This window comes from Haladaptatus sp. QDMS2 (assembly GCF_029338295.1).
Lineage (GTDB): Archaea > Halobacteriota > Halobacteria > Halobacteriales > Halococcaceae > QDMS2.
The window spans coordinates 2,088,165-2,105,503 of the sequence record NZ_CP119791.1; the positions used below are offsets into that span (position 1 = coordinate 2,088,165).

Consider the following 17,339-nt stretch of genomic DNA (forward strand, 5'->3'; position numbering starts at 1 on the left):
ATGCCAACCGACGACGAAGTCGTTCAGACGGCCGCAGAGGCTGCTGAAGGACTCGTCTTCGCACGCTACAAGAACTCCGAGGTCAAAGACCTCGACATCACCGTCCACTTCGAGGATGGCGTCCTCGAAGTCGACGTGTATCTGAACGCACCCGGCGACGCCGAAGCGGTTGCCGACGAGGCCGCCCGCGCGGCACAGGACGCGGTCGACGACCTGTTCGAAGCGGAATCGGCCTGAGTCGGCACGCACTTCTCCGTTTATTTTCGTGGTGAGCGACGGCTACGCCAGCAAGAAGATGAGGATGCTCACGCCGAAGACGACGACGATGAACGCCGCGGCGAGCGCCCCGCCCATCGACATGAGCGCGTTCGCGTGACTCGCGAGGGTTTCCGTGCGGTCGTTGCCGAACACCGTCACTTCCGCGCGCGACGTGGCCATCCCGGCCTCGACGGGTTCTAAGTCGGCGCGGGCCGCCTCCGTGAGCGAGATGATGAGGTCGACGAGTTCGTCGTGGGGAATCGCGCCACCGACCTGATTTGCCGATTTCACCGTGTTCACCACGTGGGTGTCGGTGGTCATCACTTCGGCTTGGTCTACATCCGGAATCGCCTCGACGATGCGATCGCGCAAGCCCGGCTCCATGTTGTTGCCGTCCACGAGGACGTACGCGGTGAGCTGGTCGTCGACTTCGACGAGGGCGACGCGGACGCCGAGCGGGCCGATGCCCTGCGGAGGCGACCAGGGCGTCCGGTCCCACGCCACCCCGAGTTGCGCCGGGCCGCGAGGGGCGCGAGCGAGCGCCGCGGCGACGGCCCCAGATGCCTGAATCATGTCGTACGACCGCTTACTTCCCGGCACGACGTGCCCGAGGTCCGGTCCCGTAAGGCCGTTGTTCGAGTTGTGGGCGTCGACGAGCATCACGTCCTGGAGGCCGTGGACGCGTGCCTCCGCACCCGCGGTCATCCCGATGGAGAACTCCACGTCGTCTGCGAACTTCGGCGAGAACGTCGAAACGAGCAGCGCGTCGTCACCGAACGCCTGCCCGAGGAGTGAGGCGTCGCCGACCTTCTCGCGAACGCTCCGGGTGGCGTCCTGACTGTAGGTTATGTTATCGAACGCCTCGGTGGCGGCGTCGAGAATCGAATCCACCTCGTGTTCCGTGACGAGATTGAAGTCGTGACCCGCCGTCGCGTGGGGCGGAAAGGCCAGCCCGTCAGACCAGTCTGCGACCCGCTCGGGAAGGTTCCCCCCGCCGATTTCACCCATCGGCCCGGGATGAATCATCGGCAGGGTAAATCGTGCCTTCTCACGCCCACCGGGGGTTCGAAACGAGAGCACGGTGACGGGGACGATGGCCTCCTCGCCGATATCCTCGAAGAACGTCTCCAGTTCGCGAGACCCCTCGGCGATATGGCCGATGAATCCGCGGATGAAGTCGAGGACGGAGACGTTCATGCTGCGTCGCCACGGACGGTCGATGACGGCGAGGAACGCCCAGACGGCGGCGGCATAGAGGACGCAGATGACGCCGAGAATGAGGAAGTCCTGTGGGATGATGACGAGCAGTTCGGGCGGTGCTCGGTCCGGTCGCGAGAGATACGACTGGGCGAGCGGGCCGCCGATTTCGAAGTAGCGCATCGTGCCGGAGTAGACGAACAGAAGCGCCGCGGCGGCCACTGTCTGGATACTCGCGGGAATCGACGCGATGAGTAGCGATTTGCGCGAGACGGCCATCACGACGAGCAGTCGGAGGGCGTACACGCTCGCGAGGGCGGCGAGCAACGCGTCGAAGACGAACCCCTGTCCAAGGGGGGTGAACACGGCGATGACACCCGCGACGATGAGGAAGGCGATGACGACGAGTTCGCCAGCGAGCGCGAGCAACGACGCGCGATTGCGCGTGAGTTGGCCGCCGAGTTTGCCGTCGATCCACGGGGTCAGCACGCTCGCGATGATAGTCGGGACGCCGATGAAGAAGATGCCCTGCCAGGCGTCTTCGAGGACGAACCGGAAGTCGAAAGCCGCGACTCCGGCGACGGCGGCGATGAAGAGGGCAAATGCGAGGCTGGAATACCACCGCGGTGCGCGGAAGATATAGCGAGAAAGTGCCGCAAGGTCACCTTGCGTGGCAGTCATTACTCAATACTTCTAAGGAGAGGACAAAAATCCCGTTACTCGCAGATGGCGCGGAAGTTCTCGAACACTTCCTCGCCCTCGTCGGTGTGGGCGACTTCTGGGTGCCACTGGACGCCGTAGAGGTCACGGTCTACGTTGCTCATGGATTCGATGCCACAGACGTCGCTCGTGCCGGTGTGGGTGAAGCCCTCGGGGAGTTCTTTGACCTCGTCTGCGTGGCTGGCCCAGACGCGTGTTTCGGGTGCGAGCGACCCGAGGAGCGGGTCGTTTTCGTCGAGAATCTCGACCGTCACGTCGGCATAGCCGCCGTACTCGCCGCCGCCGACGCGCCCGCCGAGTTTTTCGGCCATAATCTGCATGCCGAGACAGATGCCGAGCACCGGCACGTCCATCTCGAGATACTCTTCACAGCGCCCGATGTCGTCCATGCTGGGGCCGCCCGAGAGGACGATGCCGTCCGCGTCGATGTCTTCGGGCGGCGTGTCGTTGTCGATAAGGTCCGTGTCGATGCCGAGGTCGCGCAGCGCCCGGTGTTCTAAGTGGGTGAACTGCCCGTGATTGTTAATCACGACGATGCGGGTCATTAGCGGTGAGTAGCGAGTATCGTCGTATAAACCTCCTGAAACGGGCCGATTTTCGCGTCAGAGTGCGAGCGGGTCGAACCGGCCGTTGTACCCGTCCCACGTCCGCTGGTCGTTCGCGGCGCGCGTGTCGAGGTACACTTCGAGGCCGTTGCCGTCCGGGTCGTCGAAGTAGAGCGCTTTACTGATGCCGTGATCGAGCGCCGCCACGTCCACCTCGCGGACGACGAGTTTCCGGTAGATGTCCTGCATCACTTCGACCGACTCGACTTCGAACGCGGCGTGGAACATCCCCACCCCGTCGCCCGGTCCCGCCGCGTGCGGCCCAATCTCCTGAAGAGCGACGTCGTGGTGGCGCTCGCCCCACGAGAGGAAGACGTAGTTCTGGTGGCGCTCGGTCTCCCCGAGGGCGAGCACCTCCGTGTAGAAATTGTGGGCACGCGAGAGGTCCCGCACCTTGAGGTGGACGTGGCCGACGAGGGTTGGGTGGTTCATTGAATCGTGTCGTGGCGAGTGGGACACAAGTCCGTTGTGGCTACCCATCAACAGACCAGATAGTCACAGATATTATATTTTTTACACAACACTATATCGCCTTCCATCGAATCGTCAGGGATGGACAGACGCGAGTACATGGAACTGCTTGCGGCGGGGGGTGCACTGGGAGTGGCGGGTTGTACGTCGGCCGAGCAGGGCCCGACGACTGAGCCTCCGTCGGACGACATTCCACCGCTCACGACGGCAGACAGAGCGTCGCAGGAAGACCCGACGACTGAAACACCAACGAGCGAGGCGACGACCAAGACCCAGACCACACAGGAGCCAACCGAAAGCGAACCAGGAACTACTGCTGAGCAGCCGACTGAAACGGAAGCCGAACCCACGACTCAGGAACCAGCCGAGACGACCCAACAGCCGACCACCGAGGAACCGACGCAAACCACAGAAACGGCGACACAAGAGCAGACGACGCAAGAACAGACGACCCAACAATCTACGACGACCGAGGAGCCTACGACCACGACTCAGGAGCCGACGACCACGGAAGAATCGACGACTACGACCGAGGAACCCACAGAGACGCCCACTGAGACAGCCCAGGAACCGACCACCGAGGAACCGACAGAAACGACGACCGAGGAGCCAACCGGACAGGCCACCTTCGAACTCGTCGCCTTCGACGCACCCGAAGAGGTGGATATGGGCACGGCGTTCACCTACTCGTTTACCGTCGAGAATACGGGGGACGCAACAGGTGAATTCGAGACGGAGGTCAACACGAAAGTCGATTACTGGTTCGATTGGCCGACGAAACCGTTCCAGTGGGCTGTGACCCTCGGACCCGGCGAGCAGGCGACTTTCCAGAGCGAGGAAATCAAGGGGTGGTGGGACGCACCGTACACGATTCGGATCGAGGCACTCGACGAGGAACGGCAGATACGGTTTACACGGCCGGTGCTCGCCTTTGGTGAGTCCTTCGAACTGTGGGACGGAAAGCGAATTACCATCGACATAGACGTGGGGGACCAGACGAGCTACTTCGTCCCCGTCTTCGACTACGATGCCATCGCGCTGGACAAGAAAGACTCGGCAAACACCTTCGTCCACGCCTGGATTTCCATGGAAGATATCAGTGGTGAAATCTGGCAGTTCGTCCTTGGGTCGAACGGAGACTGGTACTCGGCAAACTACGGACGCCATCCTGGATTCTACCCGTATCTCCCGGACGACCACGACACCCGCGAGGGATGGCTCACCTTCGAGGCGTCCAGCTCATTCGACCCTGATGACGTCACCGTGGGTTGGCAGGACGAAGACGCGATTGCGATGATTGGGGCGTATTGGACGAACAATCCGGCCGGCGTACCCTGATTACTCGTTTTTCCTGCGCTCGCTCGCTGTCTGAAAGCCCAGTTCGTCAAGCTCCTGACCTCGGCGTGTTTCGCCCTCGGCGATGGCTTCGGGATCGGGACTCGCGTCGTCGTCGATTCTCGCAAAGGAGTTGTGAATCTTCGCGTGACACCACCGACAGAGAAACACCGTGATTTCGTGGGTGCCGGCCTCCCGGTCGGCGTAGGAGAGGTGGTGTTCTTCGAGGAGTGGACGGACCGTGGTGGAGTGTTTGTTCAGTCGCTCTTCTAAGCCACAGCGGGCGCACTCGCGGTTGTGCTCAGTCGAGCGAAAGTGCGGACAGTCGCGCCACTCCCAGTTGCTCTCAGGGTCAACCACCGGACACTGAAAATCGTCTGCTTTCCGCGCCGCGGCGAACTCGGGGTCGTTGCCGGCGTAGTGGAAGGCGTAGCGACACCGCCCGTCGTCGGTGAGGTGGTCGCACCGCTCGACGTGGGCGTAGGGATCGTCCACCCCGACGGAGGTTCCCTGCGGCGTCTTCGCCATACCCCACGTTGCGCGTCCGTGGATTTGAAACTGACTCCCGAATCACTTTTCCGCCCGCCCGCCGACGACAGCGTGTGCGACTCGTTCACGATTCAGCCGAGGGCCGGCACGTGCTCGCCACGCAGGTGGAGACGGCCGACAACGTCCTCCAGCAGGGCGTTGGCCTCATGTTCCGCCGGTCGATTTCCGACGACTACGGACTCGCCTTCCGGTTTTCGAAGGCGCGACGGCGCGACATCCACATGCTGTTCGTGTTCTTCCCAATCGACGTCATCTGGGCGCGAGACAGCGAGGTGGTGAAGGTCGAAACCCTGCGCCCGTGGCTCGGCTACGGAGCGGCGACGGCCGACCTCATCGTCGAGTTGCCCGAGGGTGCGGCGAGCGACGTGGCTATCGGCGACCGTCTCGCCCTTGTCGATTGAACAGCAACATCTGCCACATCAGCCTGGTTTAAGTCCCCAGGGGCGTTTCGTGAGGATGGCTATCATGACCAGTGACCGTTTTATTCGGGTCCCTTCCCGAATCACATCTCACCTCTGACTCGGTTTCCGTACAGTTCGTAGATACAACGCTTCGCGACGGTGAGCAAGCCCCAGGTGTCTCGCTCACTCCAGACCAGAAGGCCCAGATTGCCCGCGAGTTAGACCGGGCGCGGGTCTCCGTCATCGAGGCGGGCAGCGCCTGCACCGGCGCGGGCGAGCGCGAGACTATCTCGCGAGTCGCCTCGCTCGGCCTCGACGCCCGGGTGACGAGTTTCGCCCGCGGCGTGCAGGGAGACATCGACCTCGCACTCGACTGCGGCGTCGACGGCGTCCACCTCGTCGTGCCGTCGAGCGACCGCCACATCGAAACGAAAGTCGGGACGACCCGCGACGACGTCGTCGCGAACACCGTCTCGCTCGTCGAATACGCCCGCGACCACGACCTCTGGGTCGAAGTCCTCGGCGAAGACGGGTCGCGCGCCGACTTAGACTACCTCGAACGATTGATGGGCGCGGCCTTAGACGCTGGTGCAGACCGCGTCTGCTACTGCGACACCGTCGGGCACGCGACGCCCGAACACACCTACGAGGCCGTCTCCCGACTGGCCCAATTAGGACCGACGGGCACGCACACCCACGACGACCTCGGCCTCGCCGTCTCGAACGTCCTCGCCAGCGTGCGGGCGGGCGCAGACCTCATTCACGCGACGGTAAACGGCATCGGCGAGCGCGCCGGCAACGTCGCCTTAGAAGAGGTCGCCATCGCCTTAGACCACGGCTACGGCATCGAGACGGTGGATACGACCCGGCTGTTCTCCCTCGCACAGACCGTGGCCACGGCGACGGGCATCCCGCTCGCGCCGAACAAGGCCGTCTGCGGCGAGAACGCCTTCAGCCACGAGAGCGGCATCCACACCGACGGCACGCTCAAAGACGACGCGATGTACGAACCCTACCCCCCAGAAAAGGTGGGTCGGGAGCGCCGCCTCGTCCTCGGCAAGCACGCCGGGCGTGCGGGTGTCGAGGCCGCACTCGAAGAACACGGCGTCAGCGTTAGTGACGACGAACTCGCGACGGTCGTCTCCCGCGTGAAGGAACTCGGCGACCGGGGCAAGCGCGTCACCGACGCCGACCTCCTCACGATTGCAGAAGAAGTCCAGCAACGAGAGCGCGACCGGCGCGTCGAATTGCTCGGCCTCACCGCCGCCTCGGGTGGCGGTACGCCAACCGCGAGCGTTCGCCTCCTCGTCGATGGCGAAGAGCGCGTCGCTTCCGGTACGGGAAGCGGCCCCGTCGACGCGGCCGTCTCGGCCGTTCGGTCGGCGCTCGGTCCGGCGGCGGACGCCCAGCTCGACAGCTACCACGTCGACGCCATCACGGGCGGCACGGACGCCGTCGTGACCGTCGAAGTCGAGATGTCCCGCGATGGCCGCCACGTCACGGTGTCCTCCAGTGAAGCGGACATCACCCGCGCGAGCGTCAACGCGATGGTCGACGCACTCGACCGACTACTCGCCACCGAATCGACGCGCGTGGTCGCCGACGACTGACCACTCGCAACACGCTTTTCGTGTGCGCCACCCGAGAAGAGCCATGGCTGAATTCTACGACGTGTTCGAAAACCGGGTGCGCTTCGCCGAGACAGACATGCAGGGCGTCGTCTTCTACGGAAACTACGTCACCTTCCAGGACGAGACGTTCAACGCCTTCCTCCGGGAGATTGACTACGGCTACGACACGTTCGCAGACAAAGGCTGGGACGTCCACGTCGTCCACGTGGATGTAGATTACCACGCCCCCGCGAAGTTCGACGACGTAGTCGTGAACGCGATGCGCGTCGCAGAACTCGGCACGAAGAGCATCACGTTCGCCTACCGCGCCCGAAAGAAGGCCGACGACACACTGTTCGCCTCGGGCCACGTCACCCACGTCGCCGTGAGCGCGCAGACGGGCGAGGCAATTGCGATTCCAGACGACTTCCGCGAGGCGCTGCTCGCGTTTCAGGAGACGCCGCCGGAGGTCCGGTAACAATCACGACCCGAAGCAATCAACTGTTCGCCCGCCTCGCCAAGGGTCGGGATGGAGTGTCTCTGAGTCATCACTCGCCCCGGTACTCTCTGCACGGATGACGACCGACTGGTCGACGTAGTACGTCACAAAAATACGGGGAGAGTCGCCGATAACAGCTCCATCTTCCGTCTCGACGGTTTCAGAATATCGATATTGAACTCGAACGAGAGCAGTCTGTTCAGGCGCGTCGTAGGTCCGTGTCTCGTCTATCCAAATCGAGACGTTGGTGAGGCGGTCCCCGTACTGGGCCAGCAACGAGTTCACTCTGTACGCTTTTTCGTATTCAGTGACGTACTCGACGATGCCACCTCCGTTTTCGATCGACTCGGGACGTGACGGGTACGCTTTCGGTTCGACCGCATTCTCAGCGCGTGGTGGATTTGGTTCTGGTCGGTAGGCTGCCCCACAATCGTAGCTGGGCGGTGTTCGTGACGGTTCGGGCGTTTCCGTGCTGGTGTTCACGTCGGAGGGGGCCGTATCGAGACACGCCGTGAGCGCACCAGACAGCCCGACTCCGGTTAGTGTGAGCAATTGGCGGCGGCGAAACCGAGGGGCAGTCATATCGAGAAAATCACACAATACCGGTAAATGTCTTCTCTACACGTTCGCCACTTGCGGTCCATCCCGTACTACCGTCAAACTCACCTTCGACAGCTGTATCAGCAACTAAGCTTGGCTCAGGCGGCCGTCTCGTCGGCTTCCATCAACCCGAACTGGTTGCCTTCAGTGTCCTCACAGTACGCGAGCCAGCCGACGCCATCGACGGCGTGTTTTTCGGTGATGACTTTCCCGCCGAAGCGTTCGACCAGGTCCACCGTCTCGTCCACCGAGTCGACGTCCACCGTACAGGCAAACCCATTAAACGGGTCGTGGCCCGTAGGTCTTGGCCCCTCTCGTTTGGTGATTGCGCCGTCAATGCCCGGTTCGTCCGCCTCGCCAGTGACGAGCAGCCAGTAGTCCATGTCGCCCCACTGCTCTGCGGTCCAGTCGAAGACGTTCTCGTAGAATTCGAGGGCGCGCTCTGGGTTCTGTGCGTGAATCTCGAAGTGAACAATGCGTCCCATCTGAATTTCCCAGATTTCGTAGGATGCCAGCAGATTAATAGATTCGCACGGAAACGGCCGCTTCTGCTTCCAGAACCCATCTAAACTAAAAACTCGTTCTGTGATATACTGTATCCCTGATACAGTTATCTCCTTTCGAGACTAACCTCAGGTGATGATTCTCGACCTCGTTACGAACCCGGACGCGTTCTTCCGGGCAGAGGCCGAGTCACCGCGGCTTTGGGGAGCCGCTGGGGTCGTTTTGCTCGCGGGGGTGGTCGGGGCGATAACGTCGTTCCTCCTGCTCTCGCGCATCCTCACCGCGCTTCCTGCCGACGTTGGCCCGGCCGTCGCACTACTGAGCTACACGTTCGGCGTCGGCGGGGCGCTTGTCACGCAGTTCGTCGTCTGGGTGCTGTTCGCCGTCGTTTTCCACGTCATCTCCATCGTCTTCGACGGTGAGGGTGACTTCAGAAAGACGCTCGCATTGACCGGGTGGGGGTTCGTCCCCGCCATCTTCGGCGGCCTGCTCGGCCTCGGCGCGATGTACCTCGCCCTGCAAGGAATTCCGTCGCCGACCACGCCCGAAGCTATCGAGCCGTTTACGCTCGCAGTCACTCGGTCGAGCGTCCTGCAAGTCGCCGGTCTCGTCGGTATCGCGTTCACCCTGTGGAGCGCGTTCCTCTGGGCGTTCGCCGTCAAATACGCCCGCCACGTCACGCTCGGCCAGGGAATACTCATCGTCGCGCTTCCGGTCGCGGTCAGCATCGCACTCACACTCGCAAGCCAACTGTTTGTTCTATGAAATCCACACTCCTCACCATTCTCGTCGTCTGCGCGTTGCTCGCACCGACGACCGCACTCGCCCAGGAAGACACCTTCATCTCGGTCACGGGCGCGACGGTCACCCCCGAGCAACCCGGCGTCGCAGACCTCGTCACCGTCACCGCGACCATCCGCAACTCAGCGGGCAGCCAACAGGCGTTCGAAGTGACCGCCGTCTCGCTCGAAGCCCGCGAGGGCTCGACCCGCTACGACCGCGTCGAAGACCTGGGGACGCTCTCACCGGGTGAGAGTCTCGCCGTGCCGCTCACCGTGACCTTCGAGGACGCGGGCGTGAAGAAACTCGAAGTCGAAGTCCGCGGCCGCTCGACCAACGGCTCTGGCGAGACGATTCGTTACCCGGTCACCATCGACGTCCGCGAATCGGTCATCGATGGGTCGGTCCCCCGCCTGCAAATCGTGACCGGGTCACCGGTGTCGAACACCGAGAGCACCTACGCCGTGCGCGTCTCGAACGGCGGCGAGGCGACGCTGCGCGACCTCGAACTCACGCTTTCGGGCAGCGCCATCGCCGTCGAGGACGCCGTTCGCGTCGTTCCCCGACTCGAACCCGGCCAATTGCTCACGTTCAACTTCACCGTCGAAAACGAGCGAGCAGGCCAGTTCACGACTGCGGCCGAACTCTCCTATACCGTCGGCGACGACCGACGCACCGTCTCCGCGACGCGCTCCGTGACGGTCGAACCGCTGGTCGAGAACGTCGTCGTGGAGGCGAGCGTGCAGGCGACCGAAGACACCGTCGTCTCCCCGCCCGTGACCGTCTCCGTGTTGAACCTCGGGAACGCACCCATCGAGAACGTCGTCGTGACGGCCGCGACACAGGACGGCCTCGCCGTCGCACGAACGTTGATTCCCGTTGTCGCCGCGGAGTCAGCGGGCAGCGCAACGCTCGACCTGACCGGCGTGACCGACCCGACCGACCTCATCATCCAGACCGCCTACGAGACCGGAACCGTCTCCGGAACGAGCGAAACCACGCTCCGCTACACCCCGCGCGTGGGCGTCGTCGCGCTCACCGGCATCAACACCGAGTTCGAGGACGGCACACTCCACATCACGGGCAGCGCGAGCAACGTCGGGCAAGGCCCCGCAGAGAGCGTCGTCGTCCGGGTCGTCCCCGCAGACGGCGTGACGCCCGCTCAGCCGTTCCGCGAGTACTTCGTCGGGACGGTTCCCGAGAGCGACTTCGTCGTCTTCGACCTCTACGCCGAGGTAGACGAGGGAGTTACGATGGTGCCCGTGAGCGTCACCTACCTCGCGGGCGGCGAGGAGCGAACCGAAACCGTCCAGGTTCGCGTCGAAGGTAATCGCACCGCGAACGACCAGCAGACCGGCGGCGGCCTCGACCTGCCGCTCATTCTCGGTGGCGTGTTCATCGTCCTGCTCGTGGCCGGGGTCGTCGGCTACGCCTGGCGCAACTCCCGCGATGGCGCTCGTTGAACTGCGCGGCGTGGTCAAGCGCTACGAACTCGGCGGCGAGACGCTCACCGTCCTCAAGGGCGTCGATTTCGCCATCGAACCGGGCGAGTTCGTTGCGGTCATGGGACCCAGTGGCTCCGGGAAATCGACCATGCTCAACATGATCGGCCTGCTCGACGAGCCGAGCGAGGGGACCGTCCTGCTCGACGGCGAGGACGTAACCACGCTCTCTGACCGAGACCGCACCAAGGCCCGACAGGGAGCCATCGGCTTCATCTTCCAGGACTTCTACCTCATTCCCTCGCTCACGGCGACCGAAAACGTCGAACTACCGACGCTTTTCGGCGGGGCCGCCGCCGCGGAGGGGCGAGTACGGGCAGAACAGTTGCTCACCGACCTCGGCCTCGGCGATAGACTGGACCACCTGCCCTCTGAACTCTCTGGCGGCCAGCAACAGCGCGTGGCTATCGCCCGGTCGCTCGTGAACGAACCGCGCGTGCTACTCGCGGACGAACCGACGGGCAACTTAGACCAGAAGACGGGCCGAGAAATCTTAGAGCGCCTTCGAGCCATCTGCGACGAGGGCGTCGGCATCGTCGCGGTCACCCACGACCCGAACGTCGCCGCGTTCGCCGACCGCCGGGTCAACATCGTCGATGGGGTTATCACCGGCGAGGAGGTCGTGACCGATGTTTGAACCAATTTACCGGCGCTTCCCCGCGGTGATGATGGCGCGGCGCAACCTCACGCGAAACAAGATTCGCTCGGCGCTCGCCATGCTCGGCATCGTCATTGGCGTCCTCGCCATCGCCTCGCTCGGCATCTTCGGGAACACCCTGCAGGTGAGTGTCACCGAATCGCTCGGCGACATCGGCAGCGAAATCATCGTCTCGCCGGCGTTCGAGGAGGGCGTGAGTTTCCTCTCAGACCGCGACGTCCAGAACGTCGAACGGGCGGCTCCCGGCGCGACGGTCACGCCGGTCGCCCAGAAACAGGGCGTCATCGAGTTCAGCGGCGAACAACAGGTGATACAGGTGTTTGGCGTCTCCCGACCCGGCGACCTCTACGAGGCGGAGGCCGGTTCGATTCCGCCGACGCTCAGAAGCGGCGCACTCGTCGGGACGACCCTCGCTGAAGACCTCGGCGTGCGCGTCGGCAACAGCATCGTCGTAGACGGAACGACCTACCGGGTGAGCGCGATTCTCGCCGAGAGTCAGGCGTTCTCGCCCACCTCCGCGAACAACGGCGTCGTGATTCCCGTCGAGGCGTTCCCCGCACGCGAGTACGGCCAAATCGTCGTCGATGCCGGGTCAGGCTTGGAGGCGAACGCGACGGCCGAAGCCATCCGCGGCCTAAACGACCGAGACCGCCGCTACGAAGTGTTCGAACTCGCCGACATCTCCGCGCAAATCGCAGAGGCGTTCAACGCCATCGGCACCTTCCTCATCGCCATCGGGGCCATCTCACTGGTCGTCGCGGGGGTGAGCATCCTGAACGTCATGCTCATGAGCACCATTGAGCGACGCACCGAAATTGGCGTCCTCCGGGCTGTGGGCGTCCAGAAAATCGAGATTCTCGGCATCATCCTCGTCGAAGCCCTACTGCTCGGCGTCATCGGCGGCGTCGTCGGCGTCTTCCTCTCCATCGGCGCGGGCATGGCCGTGAGCCAGTTCATCCTCGAAGACCCATTTGGCGTGTTTACCCTCGCGAACTTCGCCTTCATCGGGCAGGCCTACGCCTTCGGTCTCGGGGCAAGTCTCATCTCTGGCCTCTACCCGGCGTGGCGAGCGGCGAATCTGAACCCCGTGGACGCCCTCCGCGGGTGAAAATCAGTCTGAGTTCGACTCTGTCGTTCCGGTGGTGATGCTCCCCAGTTCGGGGGTTTCGTCCACGGTGAACCGCGTCTGGAGTTTGCCAGCGACGACGGCGAGCGCGTAGAGTGCGACGGCGACGAGGACGATGACGCCCCCAGCGGTTGCCTCGCCGTAGTACGCCGCGCCGATACCCAGCAGGACGGCGAGTTGCGCGAGAATGACGGAGACGAACAACGATTCGGTGAAACTTCGCGACACCTGCGTCGCCCCGGCGACGGGAACGACGAGCATCGCGGCGACGAGAATGACGCCCATTATCTGCATCGCGCCGACGACGACGAGCGCCGTCAGCATGACCATCACGCGGTTGTACCAGCTCACGGACAGTCCCGAGACGGCCGCGGCCGTCTCGTCGAAGGTGACGTAGAGCAGTTGGTTGCGGAACACGGCGACGGTCCCGACGATGATGGTGAACAACACGAGCAAGATGGCGGCGTTCTCCGCGGACACCGTGGCGAGGTTGCCGAACAGGAACTGGTTGATGCCGACGGCGAGGCCGCCCGCGTTCAGGCTGATGAGCACCGACCCGAGGGCGAATCCCGTCGAGAGGACGATGGCCATCGACACGTCGTTGTAGGCGTCGGTGGCCTCGGCGATGAGTTCGATGAGGAGCGCGGCGATGACGGCGACGACAACGGCTGTCAGATACGGCGACACCCCGAGACTGAACACGCCGTTCAGGAACAGGCCAATCGCCACGCCCGCGAAGGCGGTGTGGGCGAGGGCGTCTCCGATGAGCGCGAGTTGTCGATGGACGAGAAACGTCCCGATGAGCGGGGCCATCACGCCGATACAGAGGCCGACGAGGATGGCGCGGTGCATGAACTTGTACTCGGGGCTGATTAGCTCCAGGCCGGTCAGGTAGTACAGTTGGGTCATGACCCAGTACCAGCCTTCGAGGAGGACGTACAGCGGCGAGAGGACGGGGTCAAGCGGACTCGACTGCAGGAGGATGCCGAGTTCGAACATCAGGCATCACCCGAGATGGCCACTGCCGTCCCGAACGCCCGGTGGAGGGCGTCGCTTTCGACGAACTCCGTGGTCGGCCCGTCGAAGTAGATGCCGCGATTCAGGCAGACGACGCGGTGTGCGTGGTCGGCCACCGCCCCGAGGTCGTGTTCGATGAGCAGGATGGTGATGCCCTGGTCGTTGAGGGCTTCGAGCAGTTCGTAGAACGCCTCGACGGATTCTGCGTCCACGCCGACGGTCGGTTCGTCGAGGACGAGCAGGTCTGCCTCCCCGGCGAGCGCCCGGGCGATGAACGCTCGCTGGCGCTGCCCGCCCGAAAGCTGCGTCACCCGACGGTTGGCGAAGGCGGTCATCCCCACCGTTTCGAGTGACTGGTCTACGATGTCCCAGTCGGCAGCCGAGAGCCGACCGGTTCCGACGTGCGGAAAGCGCCCCATCTTCACGACTTCGCGGACGGTAATCGGCATCTCCTTCGAGGCGCTCGCGTGCTGGGCGACGTAGCCGATTCGCGCACCATCGTCGAACTCGTGAGACGGTTGCGAAAAGAGGCGTGCCTCGCCGCTGTCGGGGCGGAGCAAGCCGAGCATGAGTTTCATCAGCGTCGACTTCCCCGAACCGTTCGGCCCGACGACGGCGACGTACTCGCCCGACTCGATCTCGAGGGAGATGTCTTCGACGACGGGCGTCGCAGTGTAGCCAAAGGACACGTCAGAGAGACTGATGAGCGGGGCCTCCTCAGTCATTCGAAGTTCCTCCACTCACCGCTCCAGCCGTCCGGCCCGGCTTCGGCGGGCGACGTGTTGCCCAGGACGACTTCGAAGGTTGGCATGTTGATGTTGTATGCAATCTCTTCGTAACCCCAGTCGTTTGCGACCCAGTTCTCGCGGACGCCCGCGTACGGCGTGACCGGGTAGTACGCCTCGACGTCGGTCTCTGCGAGCAGTTGCTTCGCCGGCTTTCGCGTCTCGAAGACGCCTGCGCCGATGTAGCTGATGTCGAACTCCTCGATGGTTTCCTTCGCCTTCGTGATGTCGGAGGGTTTCACGTCGCCGCTCGCCGCGAGGTTCACCACGAGCGGGCGCATCTCCACGTCGTATCGCGTCCCGATGTACTGGAAGGCGTTGTGCGCGGCCAGCTGGACGACCCTTCGCTCTGCGGCGTCGAAGATAGCCTGGTAGTCGGCGTCGATGCGGTCGAGAACCTCGGACTTGTACGCCGTCGCGTTCGCCTCGAACGTGTCTGCGTGGTCGGGGAAGTACTCGACGAAGCCCGCGGTGATGTTGTCCACCGAGGTTTTCGCCCGCTGTGGGTCGAGCCAAAAGTGCGGGTCCTGCCCTCTACCCTCGCCGACGCCCTCCTCTTCGGGGTCGAGGCTCGCGGCGAGGTCGACCAGTTCGACGCCTTCGCGGACGTTGATGAGTTCGGTGTTCGCGCCGTCGTCTTCGAGCGTCTGAATCGCGCGGTCGGCCCACGGCTGGAAGTCCTCGCCGACGTGGATGAACACGTCCGCCTCGATGATGTCGCGGGTGACGCTCGAATTCGGCTCCCAGCCGTGCCCGTGCAGGCCCGTCGGGACCAGATTCTTCACTTCGACGGGCGTGTCTGCGGCGATTTTCCGCGCAAAATCGTAGAAACTGAAGAACGATGCGACAGCAACTGGCCCGTCAGTATCGTTGTTCTTTCCGCCTGCGACCGCCTCACCGCCGCCGAGACACCCGGCGAACCCTGCAGCAAGCAGTCCAGCGCCGGCAGCGAGCGCCTTCCGCCGAGTCAATCTGCCCGATTGAGAATGCGTGTCAGTCATTGATATCTGATTTAGACGGGTGAGTTCACTTAACAGTATTGGTCTAACTCAATGTTTAGACTTATCTAAATCGTTGGTGTGGGCAACAGGCTGTCAGGTTCTCCGAGCGGAAAATGCAGTAGTGAGCGTCCAGCACGAGTCAATCCAGGAAACGAGAACGAGGTTGCTCAGCGAGCAGTCACTTCGGTGGCCGGTGGTCGTGCCACGACGCCACCTGCTCGAACGCGCGGCACGCTGCGAGCACCACGTCGTCGCGGTGGCGACGGCCGACCACCTGCATTCCGACGGGGCGACCATCGACGACGCCCGCGGGGACCGATGCCGCCGGATGGCCGGTCAGGTTGAACGGGAGCGTTAAATACCAGCCCGTGTACGGGTCTATCTCCTCGCCGTCGATTTCCTCCGGCCCGTAGATACCACGCTTGAACGGCGGCGTGCCCATCGTCGGCGTCAGGATGAGGTCGTAGTTCGCGAAGACGCGCTCGACTGCGTCCACGACTTTCGTCCGAATGGCGTTCGCCTCCGAGAGCGCCATGACCGAGTGCTTCTTTCCGAGATGCGCCATCGCACCGAAGGCCGGACTCAGGTCCTCTGCGTGGTCCGCGAGGTTGACGCCGAACGCCTCCTCGGAGTGGGCGACGACCCACGCGACTCGCGCCTGAAACAGGATGCGCCCCGCCGTCTCCACGTCCTCCCAGATGTCGCCGAAGGCGGGGTCTGCACGTTCGACGGTCATGCCCGCTTCTTCGAACTTCTCGGCGGTCTCGTGGGCGATGTCTCGCACCTCGTCTGCGACGGTGAACGCCTCCATCGTGGGGGAGAACGCGACGGTCAGGTCATCGACTGGCTGGGAAAGCGCGTCGAGGTAGCTGCCCTCGCGGGCCGGGAGCGAGAAGGGGTCAGCCGGGTCGGGACCCGAAAGCGCGTCCATGGCGAGCGCGGCGTCCTCCACAGTCCGGGTGAGCGGCCCGGAGTGGACGAACGGCCACGCGTCGAGAAAGCCGTCCGGACGCTCGCGGTGGGCCACCCGCCCGAACGACGGTTTCAGCCCGAAGATGCCACAGCACGATGCCGGAATTCGAACGGAGCCACCTGCGTCCGTCCCGAGCGCGAGGGGAGCCATGCCATCTGCGACGGCCGCCGCGCTGCCCCCCGAGGAGCCACCCGCGGTGTACTCCGGAGCGTAGGGCGTGCCCGTCGAACCGAACAGTTCGTTGTCCGTAATCGCGACGTGCCCGAACTCCGCAGTGTTGGTCTTGCCGAGGACGATGCCCCCGGCGTCTTTGACCCGCGAAACCTCGATGGCGTCCGCGTCGGGGACAACGTCGGCGAGCGGTTTCGACCCGAACGTAGTCTGCATCCCCGCGGTCTGGAGCAGGTCCTTGACCGCGATGGGGAGGCCGTGCAGTGGCCCGACCGTCGCGCCACTGGAGACGGCCTGTTCTGCTTCCCGTGCGGCCTCACGCGCCTCAGCCTCGGCGAGGTGGACGTACGCGTTCGTGCGCTCGTTTCGCGTCTCGATGCGGTCGAGATGGGCGTTGAGCACTGCAACTGGCGACAGGTCGCCTGCCCGGATGCGTCGGGCGAGCGATGCGGCAGGTTCGAAACACAGGTCGGTCATTGTGTGCGGATTGTTCGCACGCCGACAAAAGTGTAGGTTCCGCGGCAGTCGCGGACGAGAGTCGTGTGGCCGTCTCACCCGGCGCATGTAGGCACAAAAC

The 17,339-nt window shown here is 63.8% G+C and carries 19 protein-coding genes; 9 read left to right on the forward strand and 10 right to left on the reverse strand.

The window, feature by feature from the left end; all coding sequences use genetic code 11:
• Entirely contained in the window at positions 1–237 is a 237-nt protein-coding gene (locus P1M51_RS11365) for a DUF3194 domain-containing protein (RefSeq protein ID WP_276248324.1), read from the forward strand.
• 42 nt (positions 238–279) lie between these two features.
• On the opposite strand, the gene P1M51_RS11370 is transcribed toward P1M51_RS11365, so the two are convergent.
• The 3 genes from P1M51_RS11370 to P1M51_RS11380 are packed head-to-tail and all read right to left on the reverse strand — an operon-like array spanning position 280 to position 3,212.
• Positions 280–2,136 carry a DUF2070 family protein gene (locus tag P1M51_RS11370; protein ID WP_276248325.1) on the reverse strand — a complete coding sequence of 619 codons (1,857 nt, stop codon included), beginning with the start codon at positions 2,134–2,136 and terminating at the stop codon, positions 280–282.
• Positions 2,137–2,171: 35 nt separating this feature from the next.
• Positions 2,172–2,720 (reverse strand): GMP synthase subunit A, encoded by a 549-nt coding sequence (locus P1M51_RS11375; RefSeq protein WP_276248326.1) that lies wholly within the window; start codon positions 2,718–2,720, stop codon positions 2,172–2,174.
• A 57-nt stretch (positions 2,721–2,777) separates the two neighbouring features.
• Positions 2,778–3,212: a VOC family protein gene (locus P1M51_RS11380; protein ID WP_276274458.1), complete on the reverse strand. Its 435-nt coding sequence runs from the start codon at positions 3,210–3,212 to the stop codon at positions 2,778–2,780.
• 120 nt (positions 3,213–3,332) lie between these two features.
• On the opposite strand from P1M51_RS11380, the gene P1M51_RS11385 reads away from it, so the two are divergent.
• A complete protein-coding gene (locus tag P1M51_RS11385; RefSeq protein ID WP_276274459.1) occupies positions 3,333–4,589 on the forward strand; it encodes a hypothetical protein in 1,257 nt (418 codons plus the stop codon).
• Here P1M51_RS11385 and P1M51_RS11390 read toward each other — a convergent pair whose 3' ends face one another.
• Positions 4,590–5,114 (reverse strand): hypothetical protein, encoded by a 525-nt coding sequence (locus P1M51_RS11390; RefSeq protein WP_276274460.1) that lies wholly within the window; start codon positions 5,112–5,114, stop codon positions 4,590–4,592. It lies immediately after the preceding gene.
• A gap of 74 nt (positions 5,115–5,188) precedes the next feature.
• Between P1M51_RS11390 and P1M51_RS11395 the strand changes: the two genes are divergently transcribed.
• From P1M51_RS11395 to P1M51_RS11405, 3 genes are all read left to right on the forward strand, one after another.
• Positions 5,189–5,536, forward strand: coding sequence for a DUF192 domain-containing protein (locus tag P1M51_RS11395; RefSeq protein ID WP_276274461.1), 348 nt, complete (start codon positions 5,189–5,191; stop codon positions 5,534–5,536).
• Between the two features lie 71 nt (positions 5,537–5,607).
• Positions 5,608–7,146, forward strand: coding sequence for a (R)-citramalate synthase (locus P1M51_RS11400; protein ID WP_276274462.1), 1,539 nt, complete (start codon positions 5,608–5,610; stop codon positions 7,144–7,146).
• 43 nt (positions 7,147–7,189) lie between these two features.
• A complete protein-coding gene (locus P1M51_RS11405; protein WP_276274463.1) occupies positions 7,190–7,624 on the forward strand; it encodes a thioesterase family protein in 435 nt (144 codons plus the stop codon).
• A gap of 3 nt (positions 7,625–7,627) precedes the next feature.
• On the opposite strand, the gene P1M51_RS11410 is transcribed toward P1M51_RS11405, so the two are convergent.
• Both P1M51_RS11410 and P1M51_RS11415 read right to left on the reverse strand, forming a co-directional pair.
• Positions 7,628–8,227 (reverse strand): hypothetical protein, encoded by a 600-nt coding sequence (locus P1M51_RS11410; RefSeq protein ID WP_276274464.1) that lies wholly within the window; start codon positions 8,225–8,227, stop codon positions 7,628–7,630.
• A 116-nt stretch (positions 8,228–8,343) separates the two neighbouring features.
• Complete coding sequence (locus P1M51_RS11415) at positions 8,344–8,730, reverse strand: VOC family protein (protein ID WP_276248334.1); 387 nt, start codon at positions 8,728–8,730, stop codon at positions 8,344–8,346.
• Positions 8,731–8,884: 154 nt separating this feature from the next.
• On the opposite strand from P1M51_RS11415, the gene P1M51_RS11420 reads away from it, so the two are divergent.
• The 4 genes from P1M51_RS11420 to P1M51_RS11435 are packed head-to-tail and all read left to right on the forward strand — an operon-like array spanning position 8,885 to position 12,797.
• Entirely contained in the window at positions 8,885–9,514 is a 630-nt protein-coding gene (locus P1M51_RS11420) for a Yip1 family protein (protein ID WP_276274465.1), read from the forward strand.
• Entirely contained in the window at positions 9,511–10,992 is a 1,482-nt protein-coding gene (locus P1M51_RS11425) for a hypothetical protein (protein ID WP_276274466.1), read from the forward strand. The genes P1M51_RS11420 and P1M51_RS11425 overlap by 4 nt, the downstream gene beginning before the upstream one ends.
• Positions 10,979–11,668 carry an ABC transporter ATP-binding protein gene (locus P1M51_RS11430; protein ID WP_276248337.1) on the forward strand — a complete coding sequence of 230 codons (690 nt, stop codon included), beginning with the start codon at positions 10,979–10,981 and terminating at the stop codon, positions 11,666–11,668. Before P1M51_RS11425 ends, P1M51_RS11430 begins: the two co-directional genes overlap by 14 nt.
• Positions 11,661–12,797, forward strand: coding sequence for an ABC transporter permease (locus P1M51_RS11435; RefSeq protein ID WP_276248338.1), 1,137 nt, complete (start codon positions 11,661–11,663; stop codon positions 12,795–12,797). Before P1M51_RS11430 ends, P1M51_RS11435 begins: the two co-directional genes overlap by 8 nt.
• Before the next feature lie 3 nt (positions 12,798–12,800).
• On the opposite strand, the gene P1M51_RS11440 is transcribed toward P1M51_RS11435, so the two are convergent.
• From P1M51_RS11440 to P1M51_RS11455, 4 genes are all read right to left on the reverse strand, one after another.
• A complete protein-coding gene (locus P1M51_RS11440; protein ID WP_276248339.1) occupies positions 12,801–13,814 on the reverse strand; it encodes a metal ABC transporter permease in 1,014 nt (337 codons plus the stop codon).
• On the reverse strand, positions 13,814–14,557 hold the full coding sequence (locus tag P1M51_RS11445) for a metal ABC transporter ATP-binding protein (protein WP_276248340.1): 744 nt from the start codon (positions 14,555–14,557) through the stop codon (positions 13,814–13,816). Before P1M51_RS11445 ends, P1M51_RS11440 begins: the two co-directional genes overlap by 1 nt.
• Positions 14,554–15,618 carry a metal ABC transporter substrate-binding protein gene (locus P1M51_RS11450; protein ID WP_276248341.1) on the reverse strand — a complete coding sequence of 355 codons (1,065 nt, stop codon included), beginning with the start codon at positions 15,616–15,618 and terminating at the stop codon, positions 14,554–14,556. Before P1M51_RS11450 ends, P1M51_RS11445 begins: the two co-directional genes overlap by 4 nt.
• A gap of 178 nt (positions 15,619–15,796) precedes the next feature.
• Positions 15,797–17,239 carry an amidase gene (locus P1M51_RS11455; RefSeq protein WP_276248342.1) on the reverse strand — a complete coding sequence of 481 codons (1,443 nt, stop codon included), beginning with the start codon at positions 17,237–17,239 and terminating at the stop codon, positions 15,797–15,799.
• Positions 17,240–17,339 lie beyond the last annotated feature (100 nt).

Coding starts and splice junctions, on each gene's coding strand:
- P1M51_RS11365 (WP_276248324.1), top strand. CDS start 1: ATGCCAACCGACGACGAAGTCGTTCAGACGGCCGCAGAGGCTGCTGAA.
- P1M51_RS11370 (WP_276248325.1), bottom strand. CDS start 2,136: ATGACTGCCACGCAAGGTGACCTTGCGGCACTTTCTCGCTATATCTTC.
- P1M51_RS11375 (WP_276248326.1), bottom strand. CDS start 2,720: ATGACCCGCATCGTCGTGATTAACAATCACGGGCAGTTCACCCACTTA.
- P1M51_RS11380 (WP_276274458.1), bottom strand. CDS start 3,212: ATGAACCACCCAACCCTCGTCGGCCACGTCCACCTCAAGGTGCGGGAC.
- P1M51_RS11385 (WP_276274459.1), top strand. CDS start 3,333: ATGGACAGACGCGAGTACATGGAACTGCTTGCGGCGGGGGGTGCACTG.
- P1M51_RS11390 (WP_276274460.1), bottom strand. CDS start 5,114: ATGGCGAAGACGCCGCAGGGAACCTCCGTCGGGGTGGACGATCCCTAC.
- P1M51_RS11405 (WP_276274463.1), top strand. CDS start 7,190: ATGGCTGAATTCTACGACGTGTTCGAAAACCGGGTGCGCTTCGCCGAG.
- P1M51_RS11410 (WP_276274464.1), bottom strand. CDS start 8,227: ATGACTGCCCCTCGGTTTCGCCGCCGCCAATTGCTCACACTAACCGGA.
- P1M51_RS11415 (WP_276248334.1), bottom strand. CDS start 8,730: ATGGGACGCATTGTTCACTTCGAGATTCACGCACAGAACCCAGAGCGC.
- P1M51_RS11420 (WP_276274465.1), top strand. CDS start 8,885: ATGATTCTCGACCTCGTTACGAACCCGGACGCGTTCTTCCGGGCAGAG.
- P1M51_RS11425 (WP_276274466.1), top strand. CDS start 9,511: ATGAAATCCACACTCCTCACCATTCTCGTCGTCTGCGCGTTGCTCGCA.
- P1M51_RS11430 (WP_276248337.1), top strand. CDS start 10,979: ATGGCGCTCGTTGAACTGCGCGGCGTGGTCAAGCGCTACGAACTCGGC.
- P1M51_RS11435 (WP_276248338.1), top strand. CDS start 11,661: ATGTTTGAACCAATTTACCGGCGCTTCCCCGCGGTGATGATGGCGCGG.
- P1M51_RS11440 (WP_276248339.1), bottom strand. CDS start 13,814: ATGTTCGAACTCGGCATCCTCCTGCAGTCGAGTCCGCTTGACCCCGTC.
- P1M51_RS11445 (WP_276248340.1), bottom strand. CDS start 14,557: ATGACTGAGGAGGCCCCGCTCATCAGTCTCTCTGACGTGTCCTTTGGC.
- P1M51_RS11450 (WP_276248341.1), bottom strand. CDS start 15,618: ATGACTGACACGCATTCTCAATCGGGCAGATTGACTCGGCGGAAGGCG.
- P1M51_RS11455 (WP_276248342.1), bottom strand. CDS start 17,239: ATGACCGACCTGTGTTTCGAACCTGCCGCATCGCTCGCCCGACGCATC.